This is a genomic window from Roseateles sp. (assembly GCF_039595295.1).
In the GTDB taxonomy this organism is placed as follows: Bacteria; Pseudomonadota; Gammaproteobacteria; order Burkholderiales; family Burkholderiaceae_C; genus Roseateles.
This window is the reverse complement of the sequence record NZ_JBCNLU010000067.1, coordinates 1-12,020: the sequence shown is the minus strand read 5'-3', so window position 1 is coordinate 12,020 and position 12,020 is coordinate 1. Positions and strand designations below refer to the sequence as shown.

Here is a 12,020-nt window from a genome sequence, read left to right as displayed (position 1 = left end):
GGCCACCGTTGGAGAAGGTCGCCTTGGCGATGCCGTCCACCGCCGCGTCGAAGTCGCAATCGGCGAAGACGATGCCGGGGTTCTTGCCGCCGAGCTCGAAGGACACGGGCTTCACCCGCTCCGCCGCGGCTTTCATGATGATGGTGCCGGTGTGGCTTTCACCGGTGAAGGTGATGCCGTCGATGCCGGGGTGGGTGGTCAGGAACTCGCCCGCCGAGTTGGGGCCGAAGCCGTGGATCAGGTTGAAGGCGCCGGGCGGCACGCCGGCCTCGGCCATCACCTCGGCCAGCAGGGTGGCGGTGGCAGGCGTCTCCTCCGAGGGCTTGGCGATGACAGCGTTGCCGGCGGCCATGGCCGGAGCAATCTTCCAGCTGAGCAGCAGGAGCGGCAGGTCCCAGGGCGCGATCACCGCGACCACGCCCAGCGGCCGGCGATGCGAGTAGTTGAGGACGGCGCCGCCGTCGGGCGCGGTCATCTCGTAGGCCTCGTTGGGATAGGCCTTGATCAGGTCCGCGAAGATGCGGAAATTGGCCGCGCCGCGCGGGATGTCGATGGCGCGGGCATGCGGGTAGGAGTGGCCGGTGTCCGCGACCTCGGCCTCGAGGAATTCGTCGAAGCGGGCCTCGATGCCGTCGGCGACCTTGTGCAGCAGGTCCGAGCGCTCGGCGGCGGACAGGCGGCCCCAGGCGCCGTTCATCGCGGCGCGGGCGGCCTTCACGGCTTGATCGACGGTGTCCTTGTCGGCCTCGGACACGTCGGCGACATGGGTGCCGTCGACCGGATGAATGGTCGGGAAGGTGCGGCCGGTGGTGATCCATTCGCCGTTCACGTAGTTGCGCATCAGCTTCGTCATGTCGAGTCCTTGTGGGAGTCAGGGAGAGGTTGGGAAGGTCGAGGAGATCGGCCGGAGTGGGCGCGGGGCCTTGGGGCCGGCGTCGATCGCTGATGCGGACTCTAGAAATCGAGGCCCCGTCGTGGAACGCCGTCGGCGCTCATATCCGCTATGCCGCGGCGTATGAATCCCGAATGGGAGAGGGCGGCGCGTCCTCTCCCGAACGGCGTATGCCCAACGCCGGGCGCGCATCGCGGGCGGTCGCGCTAGCCTCGGTGCGTCTCAATCGCCAATGCCGTCGCTCGCCGCCGCTCTGTCGCCATGGATCTGATCGCCTCGCTCAAGTCGTTCCTGCGGGTCGCGCAGACGGGCTCCTTCTCCGCCGTCGCCCATGAGCGCGGCGTCACCCAGCCGGCGATCTCGCGCCAGGTCAGCGCGCTCGAAGAGCATTTGGGCACGCGCTTGGTCCAGCGCAGCACGCAGGCGGTGACGCTGACCGACGAGGGCCGCGAGTTCCTGGGCGCCGCGCAGCGTCTGGTGGACGAGGCCGACAGACTGCAGCACGCGGTGGGCGCGCGTCGCGGCAAGGCCGTCGGCACGGTGCGCGTCGCGGTGCCTACGCCACTGGGCGTGTACCTGGGCGCGCGTCTGGCGCCGCTGATGGACCGGCATGACGAGCTCAGCATCGACCTGGTGCTGCGCGACGGCGCGAGCCACCTGATCGAGGAAGGGCTGGATCTGGAGATCCGGCTGGGGCCGCTGGTCGACTGCTCGATGGTGGCGCGGCAGGTCGGGTGGGCGCTGGCCCATGTGGTGGCCTCGCCCGAGTACCTCGATCGCCACGGGGAACCCCGACATCCGAGCGAGCTAGAGCGGCACGCCTGCATCGTTTATCACCGCCGCGCCCACGACAAGGTGTGGTGGTTCGACGATGCGGCCGGGCCGCGCGTGCCGAGCGGTCAGGGCGGTGAACTGGCGACGGCGGTGTGCGGTCGGGTCCACACGAACAACGCGGTGGCGGCGCATCAGGCGGCGCTGGCGGGGCAGGGCATCGCGCACATCTCACACCTGCTGGTGGCCGAGGACATCCGCGCGGGGCGCTTGCGGCAGCTGATGCCGGACTATCCGACGCGGCGTTTTCCGCTTTACGCGGTCTACCCGTCCAAGCGCAGCCTGCCGCCGCGCACGCGCGTGGTCATCGATTACATCGGCGAGCTGTTGGCGCGGGACCCGGACATGGCGCTCCGAGATCGAGAAGCGCCACGCGAGACGCCACGCGAGGTATCGCCCGAAGCGTCAGGCGACGCGCCGAGCAGCTCGGCGATCGCCGATGCGGCGCTGGTCAAGGCCTGACCCTCATACGCGGCGTACGAGCCCATATGCCGAGCGCGCAGCTTCCAGAGCGAGGGCGCGCTGCCTATCTTTCCGCTATCGAAACCACGGCAGCGTCGCTGCCGCAACGCGCCACGCGCAAGAGGATGTGAACGATGAAGACAGTCGCCGATCAACTGGTCGAGACCCTGGCCGCGGCCGGGGTGAAGCGGATCTTCGGGATCGTGGGCGACAGCCTCAACGGTCTGACCGAGGCGCTGCGCCGCCACGGCGGCATCGAGTGGATCCATGTCCGCCACGAGGAAGTCGCCGCCTTCGCCGCCGGCGCCGAGGCGCATCTGACCGGCGACATCGCGGTCTGCGCCGGCAGCTGCGGGCCGGGCAATCTTCACCTGATCAACGGGCTGTTCGACTGCCACCGCTCGCGCGTGCCGGTGCTGGCGATCGCCGCGCACATCCCGTCGGCGGAGATCGGCACCGACTACTTCCAGGCCACGCATCCGGAGAGCCTGTTCCGCGAATGCGCGCATTACGCGGAGCTGGTCTCCGACGCGCAGCAGCTGCCGCGCGTGTTGGAGATCGCGCTGCGCGAGGCGGTGGGCAAGCGCGGCGTGTCGGTGTTGGTGATCCCCGGCGACGTGGCCCTGCAGCCCGCCGCCAAGGACGCGCATGCGACGCGCAGCCTGGTCACGCCGACGCCGGTGGTGACGCCGTCGCCGCAGGATTTGACGCGACTCGCCGCGATGCTCAACGAGGCGGAGCGCGTGACGCTGCTGTGCGGCTCGGGCTGCGCCGGCGCGCATGCGGCGCTGGTCGAGACCGCCGATCGATTGAAGGCGCCCATCGTGCACGCGCTGCGCGGCAAGGAGCATGTGGCGTACGACAACCCCTTCGACGTCGGCATGACGGGGCTGATCGGGTTCACGTCGGGGCATCACGCGATGCAGGACTGCGATCTGCTGCTGATGCTGGGGACGGACTTCCCATATCGGCAGTTCTACCCGTCGGACCGGGCGGTGAAGATCGTGCAGATCGACCTCCGCGCCGCGCAGCTCGGCCGTCGCGTGGGGCTGGACCTGGGCCTGATCGGCGATGTCGGCGCGACGCTGCGCGCGTTGCTGCCCTTGCTCGAATCGTCGAGCGACGACCGCCATCTGCGCCGCAGCGTCGAGCACTACCGCAAGGCGCGGCGGCAACTGGACAGTCTTGCCGTCGCCGGCCCGGCCGCCCGCGTGATCCATCCGCAGCAGGTGGCCAAGGCGATCAGCGACGCGGCATCGGATGACGCGGTCTTCACCTGCGACGTCGGGCTGCCGACCGTGTGGGGCGCGCGATACCTCGCGATGAACGGCAAGCGCCGGCTGATCGGCTCGTTCTGGCATGGCTCGATGGCCAATGCGATGGCGCAGGCGATCGGCGCGCAGGCGGCCTTCCCGGGGCGGCAGGTCATCTCGATGTCGGGCGACGGCGGCTTCTCGATGCTGATGGGGGACTTCCTCAGCCTGGCACAGCTGGGGCTGCCGGTGAAGGTCGTGGTCTTCAACAACGGCGCGCTCGGCTTCGTCGAGATGGAGCAGAAGGCGACCGGCGTGCTGGGCACGGGGACGCGACTGGACAACCCCGACTTCGCCGCGATCGCGCGCGCGGCGGGCGTGCACGCGATCCGGCTGGAGGATCCGGCGAAGGTGGAGAGCGTCATCGCCGAGGCGCTCGCGCATGACGGGCCGGCGCTGGTGGACGCGGTGGTGGCGCGCAACGAGCTGGCCATGCCGCCGGCCATCACGGTGGAGATGGCCAAAGGCTTCTCGCTCTACATGCTCAAGGCGGTGATGAACGGCCAGGGCGACGAGATCCTCGATCTGGCCGCCACCAACTTGTGGGAATGAGCATGCGGCTCCGCCCCGTGCTTGTCTGGTCGTCGCCGATCCCGGCCACGCCGCCCACCGCCACGCCGCCAATCGCGGCTGTGCTTCGCTCTCAATGACTCGACATGAACTCCCGCGCTTCTTCTTCGCGCCAGCCTCCCTTCGACACGCGTGTCGGTGTCGATCCGGCTTCGTTCTCGCGCTTGCAGGATCTGACGATCCTGGTGGCGCGCGTGCTGCTGATGCTGCTGTTCCTGATCTTCGGCTGGGACAAGCTGACCGGCTACGGCGACACGGTGGCGCTGTTCCGCCAGATGGGCGTGCCGCAGCCGCCGCTGGCGACGGTGGTGGCGATCGTGGTGGAGGTCGGCGCTGGCTTGGCCATCGCGCTGGGGCTGTTCACGCGACCGCTCGCGGCGCTGATGGCGGTGTACTGCGTGGCCACCGCGCTGCTCGGGCATCACTTCTGGCAGCTGTCAGGCAGCGAGCGATTCCTCGCCGAGATCGGGTTCTTCAAGAACCTGAGCATCGCGGGGGGACTGCTGTTGTTGTGCGTGACGGGGGGAGGACGCTTCGCCGTGGAAACCCTTCCCCATTCAGGAGGGGCCGTCTCCTCGCGACCCTGATGTAGATTCCCTGCTCGACAAAATCACCGTCAAGAGGGAGTGGCCGTGCTGCGAGAGATCCTTTCCGTTTCTGTTCTATCGCTCGCGGTGGCGGGCTGCTCGGAGGATTGGGACGGCTCGTCGGGCAGTCAGACCAAACTGGCGCAATGCCCCCAGGTCGTCACGCCGGGCGTGACGCTCCTGTCGGACAGCCGGGAGGACTACCAGGCCGCATCGGACGCCTTCATGACCACCTATGGCGGGGCGATCGGCGGTCTCTCGAGCTTCAAGAAGGTGGACATCAAGTACCCGAACGGCTCCTCCGCCACCTTCAAGATCTCCTGGACCTCCGACGGCGAGCGCGTGGTGCTCTCCAGTCCCAGGCTCAACGAAAGCAGCTCCAAGGACGCGAATCACTGCGCCGCCTAGACGAGCCGCTCAACTCCTCGTTGAGAACAATTCCCAACAACTCCCGTAGAATCCGCGCCGTACTCGGCCCCGCCACTGCCTCGTTGTCATCAGCCAGCGGTCTCGTCATCGCTTTTTGGCGCTACCCTTCGGGCCGCCGTTTTCGTCGTCGACGTCGTTTTGGGGAACGCGGGCCGCATCGGGCCCGAGAGGCAGGAGAGAGGGAGTGGAGCTCACGCATGAAGGCCTGTACCGGGAGCACCGCTCCTGGCTGACGCAGTGGCTGCGCCGTCGTCTGGGCGAGGGCTCGGACCGCGCCGCCGACTTCGCCCACGACACCTTTCTGCGCCTGCTCCAGGCCGGCGACAAGCCGCCCCCCATCGCGCAACCGCGCCCCTATCTCGCGACCATCGCCCGCGGCCTTCTGGTCGACCACTTCCGCCGGCAAGACCTGGAACGCGCCTATCTCGAGGAGCTCGCGGCCCTGCCGCTGGAGTTCCACCCCTCGCCCGAGGACCACGCGCTGATCGTCGAAACCCTGCTCACGCTCGACAAGATGCTCGACGGCCTGGGCACCAAGCCGCGTCAGGCCTTCCTGCTCGCGCAGCTCGAGGGCTGGGATCAGGCGCGCATCGCTGAGCACCTGGGCGTGAGCGTCAGCAGCGTCAAGAAATACCTGCAGAAGGCGGTGTTCCAGTGTCTGCTGCTGCTGTGAACCACGACTCGCTGCGCGCCGCCGCGGACTGGTACGTCCGGCTGGGCGACGGCCAATGCACCGCCGACGACCGCGCCGCCTGGCAGGTCTGGTACGACCAGGCCGTCGAGCATCGCGATGCGTGGCAGCGCGTCGAGCGCTTGAAGGATCTGCTCGGTCAGGCGCCGCAACGCGGCTCGGCGGCGCTGGAGCGCGTCGGCCACTCGCGCCTCACGACGCGGCGCGGCGTGCTCGCCGGCGTGGGCGTGGTGGGGCTGGCGGCGGGCGCTTACGCGGTGATGCCGTGGCTCGCGCCGGTGCCGATCGATTGGGTCGCCACCGCCGCTGGCGAGCAGCGCGAACTCCATCTCCCTGACGGCGGACAGCTGCTGCTGGGACCGCAGACCCGCGTCGGCATCGCCTACGGACGCCGCGAGCGCACGCTGCATCTCGCGCAAGGCGCCATGCGGCTGAGCACCGGCGTTGATTCGCAGGGGCGGCCGCTGCGTGTGCTCGCGCGCGACGGCTGGATTCGGCCGATGGGCACGCGCTTCACCGTCGTGCAATCGGCGCGCGACACGCTGGTCGCCGTGCAGGAACACGCGGTCGAGGTGCTGAGCACCGGCTCCAAGTTCCCGCTGCGCGTGTCCGAAGGGCAGCGGCTGCGCTTCAGCGCGCAGGTGCCCGGCATCCCCGTCACCGCCGATGGCAGCGAGGACGCCTGGACTCGCGGCGTCGTGCAGGCCATGGATCAGCCGCTGGCGGAGTTCCTCCAGGCGCTGCAGATCCAGTCCGGCGTCCCCCTGAGCTGCGATCCCGCCATCGGCGCGCTGCGCGTGTCGGGCAGCTTCCTGGCGCGCGATCCGCGCCGCTCGCTGGCCACCCTGGCCGAGCAGCACCGCCTGCGCCTGGAGCCGCGAGGCAAGGCCTGGCACCTGAGCGCGCGCTGAGCGCGCCCCGCGCGACTCCGCGACAAGCGCGACTTGCAAGCCGTGCGTTTATCGCCCGCCCGTGACGGCGGGCATTGTCCTTTTGCGCGGCTCGTCCGGCCCACCGGGGTCAACGATTCACCAACACCATGAATCCTCGTCGTCCGATCGCGTCCGCGTCCTGCCTGCCGTCCCCGCCCGCCACCGTTCGTATCCGCCCGCTCGTCGTCGCGCTGCTGGGCGCGGCCGTCGTGCTGTCCGTGCAGGCCGCGCGAGCCGCGACACCGGCCGCATCGTCGTCCGGCGCCGCTGCGGCGGCCACCTCGGCGGGCACCTCGTCCGCCGAGGCCCGCCAGTACGACATCGCCCCGTCGCCGCTCAGCCAGGCGCTGAGCCGCTATGCGGCGGAGGCGGGCGTGGTGCTGGTCTTCGACGCGGCGCAGCTGGGCGGACTGAAGTCGCGCGGACTGGTCGGCCGCTATGAGCTGAAAGCCGGCTTCGCCGCGCTGCTGGCCGACACCGAGCTCGAAGCCGTGCCCACGCCGTCCGGCGGCTACCTGATCCGGCGTCGCGCCGATCCCGCGCGCGGCGCGGCCGCCGCCAAACCAGGCGCCAAGGGCATCGCGCTCACGGACCAGCCCTCGGCCGCGGCCACGCGCGCGCTGCCGATGGTGGCCGTCAGCGGCGCCGCGCCCGGCACGGTGAACACGCTGGACAAGACCATGCTGCGCACGCTTGCCGCGGTCAACGGCGACTTCACCAGCCAGCTCAAGATCAATCCCAATGTGCAGTTCGACGAAAGTCAGCTCTCGTCCTACACCGGCGGCGAGATCGCCCCGGCGGAGATCTCCATCCACGGCTCCAAGCCGTATCAGAACGAGATCCTGCTGGACGGCGTGTCCTTGATGAACGACCTGGACCCCGGCAACAAGGTCACGACCACCAGCGTCGACATGATTCCGGGCGCGTCGCAGTCGCTGGCGATCGACAGCAGCATCCTGTGCGAGGTCGGCGTGCGCGACGCCAACGTCTCCGCCGAGTACGGCCGCTTCACCGGCGGCGTGGTGGAGGCGCGCATCTGCAACGCGCGCAAGAAGCTCGGCGGCAACGTGTCGGTGGGCTACACCTCGTCGGCCTGGACCCACGTGTTCATCGACCCCGCGCGCCTGGACGAGTTCGAGAACTCCTCCACCGCCGACCTGCAGCCGCGCTTCCAGAAGCGGACCTACAAGGCCACCGTCGAGGGTCGTCCCTCGGCGGAATGGGGCGTGCTGGCCAGCGTCACCCGGCGCGAATCCGACATCCCACTCAAGCGCTTCAGCTCGACCAACGCCGGCACCAGCGAGAGCCGCGAGGTCACGCAGCGCCGCACGCAGGACATGCTGGTGCTCAAGACCGATTACGCGCCCGCGGGCGGCGTGCACAAGGCCGATCTGTCGCTGGTCTACGCGCCCTCCGACAACACCTACTTCATGGAGAACTACCGCGACAGCGACTACACGATCCGCACCGGCGGCCTGAACCTGGCGGGCCGCTGGGAGACGGCCTTCGACTTCGGCACGGTCACGCATCAGCTGTCCTTTGGGACGAACGAGCAGTCGCGCCGCAGCGACGCGGACGTCTATCGCCAATGGCGCTGGTCCACCGACAAGAACTGGGGCGACCCGGACAACGGCACCAATCCCACCAGCGGCGAGGGCGCGCGCGGCGACGTCGATCAGAAGCTGCGCACCGTCGGCTACAAGCTGAAGTCGGCCTTGAAGAAGACGACGCTGGGCAGCACCACGCATCGCGTCGTCGCCGGCCTGGAGCTGCGCCGGCAGGACGCGAGCTACGAGCGCATGCGGGATCACTTCTACTACCTGACCGTCGCGGACCTGCCGACCACGGGCGCGATCTCGCGCTGCCAGTTCGCCGACGGCAGCGTGGACACCGAGGCCTGCTCCGCCACGCCGACGCTGAAGCAGGGCAAGGGCCAGTACTTCCGGCGCCTGCAGACCTATCAGGCCGGCCGCTTCGACATGCAGTCCGACGCCTGGTCCGCGTTCGTCGAGGACGAGGCCTCGTGGCGCCAATTCACCCTGCGCGCCGGCCTGCGCGCGGACCACGAATCGCTGACCCAGACGACCAACACGTCGCCGCGTCTGGCGCTGACCTGGGCGCCGCAGGACGCACTGGCGCTGGACGTCGGCGCGAACCGCTACTACGGCCGCAGCCTCTTCGCCTACGCGCTGCAGGAGAAGATCAACACGCTGCTGGCGGTGCAGACCCGCAACGGCACGCTGACCTGGGGCGCACCCGAGCAGTCCAAGCCGGCCAACCGGCTGGAGTCCATGAAGACGCCGCATGACGACGAGCTCAGCGCCGGCGTCACGGTGGAGCCGGCCTGGATGAACGGCCCGCTGACGCTGCGCTTCACGCATCGCGAGGGCAAGGATCAGGTGGTCAAGCGCACGATCACCAAGCAGACCGAGTGCAACGCCAGCCAGTGCTACGTCTACACCAACGACGGCCGCAGCACGACCAAGGACTGGACGCTGAGCTGGTCCAACGCGCAGGCCTTCAAGACCGGCCCGGTGGTGACGCGCATGTGGTTGGCGGTCAACAAGAGCGACACCCGCTCCAACGTCGCGAGCTATGCGGATCCCTTCGGCGCCACTGCGCTGGACGACAGCATCATCCAGTACGACGGCCGCTTCATCCATTACTCGGACCGGCCCGCCGACAACTACAACCGCCCGTGGACGCTGCGCGTGGGCGCGATCAGCACCATGCCCTCGCGCCAGCTGACGGTGAGCAACATGCTGCGCCTGCGCGGCAGCTACCAGCAGATGCTCAAGACCGGCACCACGACCTATCAGGGCGCGTCGGTGGACATGTATGAGCGCGTGTCGCTGCCGCGCTCCTTCGCGGTGGACACGGTGATCCAGTGGGAGCCGCGCATCCGCGCGGATCAGCGGCTCTCGATCAAGCTGACGATCGAGAACATCACCAATCGCAAGAACATGACGACGGTGGCCAGCACCTATGCGTCGTATGAGCGCGGCCGCACCGTGGCGCTCGAAGCCGGTTACGACTTCTGAGGATCAAGACCATGCGATGGATTCGGAGGGCCGCCTGGGCGGCCGCATTCGTGGCGTCGACCTGCGGCGCACAGACGTCGGTGGCGGGCGAGGGGACTCGCGCCAAGACCACCGAGACGCTGACCACATGCAAGCGCCTGCTCGAGGCCCCGCGCGCGGAGGGCGAGGCGGATGCCGCAGCGACCGCGGCCTACAAGCGCTGCGTGACGACGGTCTATCGAGGCTCGATCGCGCAATGGCCGGCGCCGCGCATCGACGCCGGCGTGAAGTGGGAGGAGCTCGCGCCGCGATCGCCGCTGCCGCCGCTCCCGGCTCAGAAGGCCGAGCTGGTCGCGCTGGGCGAGCAGCTGTTCTTCGATCGCCGGCTCTCGCGTGATCGCGATGTGAGCTGCGCGAGCTGCCACCTGCCACACCTGGGCTTCGCCGATGCGCGCCGGCTGCCGCTGGGCCACGGCGGCGCGATCGGCCCGCGTCACACGCCGCATCTCTTCGGCATCGCCTTCGCGCCCAAGCTGATGTGGGACGGGCGGGCAGCCGATCTCGAATCGCAGGCGCTGCTGCCGATCGCCAATCCCATCGAGATGGCGATGGATCTGGACGTGCTGCAGAAGCGCTTACGCGACGAGACCGACTACGCCAAGCGCTTCGACGCGGTCTTCGGCGAGGGCGGCGTGACGCTGCAGCGGCTGGGGCAGGCGCTGGCCGCCTTCGAGCGCCGCATCGAGGCGCCACGCTCGCGCTACGACGATTTCATCGAGGGCAAGCGCGAGGTCTTCAGCGAGCAGGAGCTGCGCGGGCTGCATCTGTTCCGCACGCAGGCGCGCTGCATGAATTGCCACAGCGGGCCGCAGCTGACGCAGCACGAGTTCCACCAGATCGGCATGAGCTTCATCGGCCGCCGGCAGGAGGATCGCGGGCGCATCGTGGTGACGGGCAAGGCGGAGGACCTCGGCGCGTTCCGCACGCCGTCGCTGCGCGGCATCGGCAAGACCGCGCCGTATTTCCATCAAGGCATCACGCCGAATCTGCATGGCGTGCTGGAGCTCTACAACACGGGCATGCCGCAGCCACCCAAGGGCCATCCCAAGCAGGCGGAGATCCCGCCGCCGTCGCCGCTGATCAAGCCGCTGAGGCTGAGCCTGCAGGACATGAAGGACCTGGAGGCCTTCCTCAACACGCTGTGAAGCGCCACCAGGGGAGGGCCCTCGGACCGGCGTTCAGCGCATCGCGACCGGGGCCCAGAAGATGTAGTCGGCTTGATAGTTCACGACCTGCTTCTGTCCCATGGCCGCGGCGTCGCAGGGCGCTTGCGGCGCGACGCCGCCTTGCGTGGCGACACGCTGAATGTGGCTGACGCCCTGCATGGCGCCGGTGCCCATGGCCGGGTTGGCCTTGACCAGTTGAAGCGGAATGTTGCCCGCCATGGCGGGGGCGACCGCGACCTGCGTGCCGGTGAGCTTGGAGCCATCGCGCGATTCCCAGGTCGCGGGCGGGCCGTAGTACTTGCCCACGGTCTGCCGCTGGCGGTCCATGAGCATCGCGTCAGGTCCGACGAAGGCCCATTCGAACTGTCCCGCGGCGTCCTTCTTGGCGCGGCATTCATAGGTGATCTTGCCCACGCCCACGGTCTCCATCACCACCTTGTGCCCGTCGGGCACCTGCACCGCGGCGGGCAGGCCCGCCTGAGAGAAGGGCGGCTGGGCGGTCCCGCCCGAGTTGCCGGACATGGCGCACGCGCCCAGCAGGACGACCGGCGCCACGGGTGCCAACAGCGTCAGCCAGGACTTCGAGCGGGGGGACTTCGTGTTCATCGCAGCTCCTCGGGGTTGGGGGATGAGCAGGGCCGGTCGGCCGCGCCCGGGTTGTTGTACGCAGCACGGCGCGATTTGGATCTGCGGGTCGCGATTCAGCGTGGCGGCGGGGCGGGGAAGGCCCGATCGAATTACGTTGTAATGCGGAGTCTTGCCTGACGTCTCCTCTGCAATGACCCATCGAATCTCCGCGACGCCCTCGGGTCGCAGCCAGAAAGCCATGGCGATCCGCCTGCTGCTGCCCATCGTCGCCTTCGTCATCTACGCGCTGTGGCGCGGACATTCCGTGCTGGTCGTGCTGGGCGTGTCCGTACCGCTGATCGGCTTGTCGCTATGGGCCGTGTCCGCGCGCAGCGTGTGGGAGGCCATCGAGATCGGACCGGAGGCGCTGTCGCTGATCAGCGCGAAGGAGACGGTCTCGATCGCGCGGCAGGACATCGTCAAGCTCTCGCTGGACAAGC

Annotated in this window: 11 protein-coding genes; 9 read left to right on the top strand and 2 right to left on the bottom strand. The window is 69.1% G+C overall.

Going from position 1 to position 12,020, the window contains the following annotated elements; all coding sequences use genetic code 11:
* Positions 1-853, bottom strand: an 853-nt coding sequence (locus ABDW59_RS23855; protein ID WP_343633852.1) for an aldehyde dehydrogenase family protein, incomplete at its 3' end; no start/stop codon positions are given.
* A gap of 300 nt (positions 854-1,153) precedes the next feature.
* Between ABDW59_RS23855 and ABDW59_RS23850 the strand changes: the two genes are divergently transcribed.
* The 8 genes from ABDW59_RS23850 to ABDW59_RS23815 all read left to right on the top strand — a co-directional run bounded on the left by ABDW59_RS23850 (position 1,154) and on the right by ABDW59_RS23815 (position 10,932).
* On the top strand, positions 1,154-2,185 hold the full coding sequence (locus ABDW59_RS23850; protein ID WP_343633850.1) for a LysR family transcriptional regulator: 1,032 nt from the start codon (positions 1,154-1,156) through the stop codon (positions 2,183-2,185).
* A gap of 134 nt (positions 2,186-2,319) precedes the next feature.
* On the top strand, positions 2,320-4,050 hold the full coding sequence (gene poxB / locus ABDW59_RS23845) for a ubiquinone-dependent pyruvate dehydrogenase (RefSeq protein ID WP_343633847.1): 1,731 nt from the start codon (positions 2,320-2,322) through the stop codon (positions 4,048-4,050).
* A gap of 104 nt (positions 4,051-4,154) precedes the next feature.
* The gene (locus tag ABDW59_RS23840) at positions 4,155-4,655 is read left to right on the top strand and encodes a DoxX family protein (RefSeq protein ID WP_343633845.1); all 501 of its coding nucleotides are present in this window, start codon (positions 4,155-4,157) and stop codon (positions 4,653-4,655) included.
* Positions 4,656-4,700: 45 nt separating this feature from the next.
* Positions 4,701-5,063, top strand: a complete 363-nt coding sequence (locus ABDW59_RS23835) for a hypothetical protein (protein WP_343633843.1) — start codon at positions 4,701-4,703, stop codon at positions 5,061-5,063.
* Between the two features lie 205 nt (positions 5,064-5,268).
* Positions 5,269-5,757 carry a sigma-70 family RNA polymerase sigma factor gene (locus ABDW59_RS23830; RefSeq protein WP_343633841.1) on the top strand — a complete coding sequence of 163 codons (489 nt, stop codon included), beginning with the start codon at positions 5,269-5,271 and terminating at the stop codon, positions 5,755-5,757.
* The gene (locus ABDW59_RS23825) at positions 5,739-6,686 is read left to right on the top strand and encodes a DUF4880 domain-containing protein (protein ID WP_343633839.1); all 948 of its coding nucleotides are present in this window, start codon (positions 5,739-5,741) and stop codon (positions 6,684-6,686) included. Before ABDW59_RS23830 ends, ABDW59_RS23825 begins: the two co-directional genes overlap by 19 nt.
* Before the next feature lie 128 nt (positions 6,687-6,814).
* Entirely contained in the window at positions 6,815-9,748 is a 2,934-nt protein-coding gene (locus tag ABDW59_RS23820; protein ID WP_343633837.1) for a hypothetical protein, read from the top strand.
* 11 nt (positions 9,749-9,759) lie between these two features.
* Positions 9,760-10,932 carry a cytochrome c peroxidase gene (locus ABDW59_RS23815; RefSeq protein WP_343633835.1) on the top strand — a complete coding sequence of 391 codons (1,173 nt, stop codon included), beginning with the start codon at positions 9,760-9,762 and terminating at the stop codon, positions 10,930-10,932.
* Positions 10,933-10,965: 33 nt separating this feature from the next.
* On the opposite strand, the gene ABDW59_RS23810 is transcribed toward ABDW59_RS23815, so the two are convergent.
* On the bottom strand, positions 10,966-11,475 hold the full coding sequence (locus ABDW59_RS23810; RefSeq protein ID WP_343633854.1) for a DUF3455 domain-containing protein: 510 nt from the start codon (positions 11,473-11,475) through the stop codon (positions 10,966-10,968).
* Between the two features lie 256 nt (positions 11,476-11,731).
* On the opposite strand from ABDW59_RS23810, the gene ABDW59_RS23805 reads away from it, so the two are divergent.
* Positions 11,732-12,020, top strand: a 289-nt coding sequence (locus tag ABDW59_RS23805; protein WP_343633833.1) for a hypothetical protein, incomplete at its 3' end; no start/stop codon positions are given.

Bases quoted from the DNA above. Each gene is read 5' to 3' on its own strand.
- ABDW59_RS23850 (WP_343633850.1), top strand. From the start codon at position 1,154: ATGGATCTGATCGCCTCGCTCAAGTCGTTCCTGCGGGTCGCGCAGACG.
- poxB (WP_343633847.1), top strand. From the start codon at position 2,320: ATGAAGACAGTCGCCGATCAACTGGTCGAGACCCTGGCCGCGGCCGGG.
- ABDW59_RS23840 (WP_343633845.1), top strand. From the start codon at position 4,155: ATGAACTCCCGCGCTTCTTCTTCGCGCCAGCCTCCCTTCGACACGCGT.
- ABDW59_RS23820 (WP_343633837.1), top strand. From the start codon at position 6,815: ATGAATCCTCGTCGTCCGATCGCGTCCGCGTCCTGCCTGCCGTCCCCG.
- ABDW59_RS23815 (WP_343633835.1), top strand. From the start codon at position 9,760: ATGCGATGGATTCGGAGGGCCGCCTGGGCGGCCGCATTCGTGGCGTCG.
- ABDW59_RS23810 (WP_343633854.1), bottom strand. From the start codon at position 11,475: ATGTCCGGCAACTCGGGCGGGACCGCCCAGCCGCCCTTCTCTCAGGCG.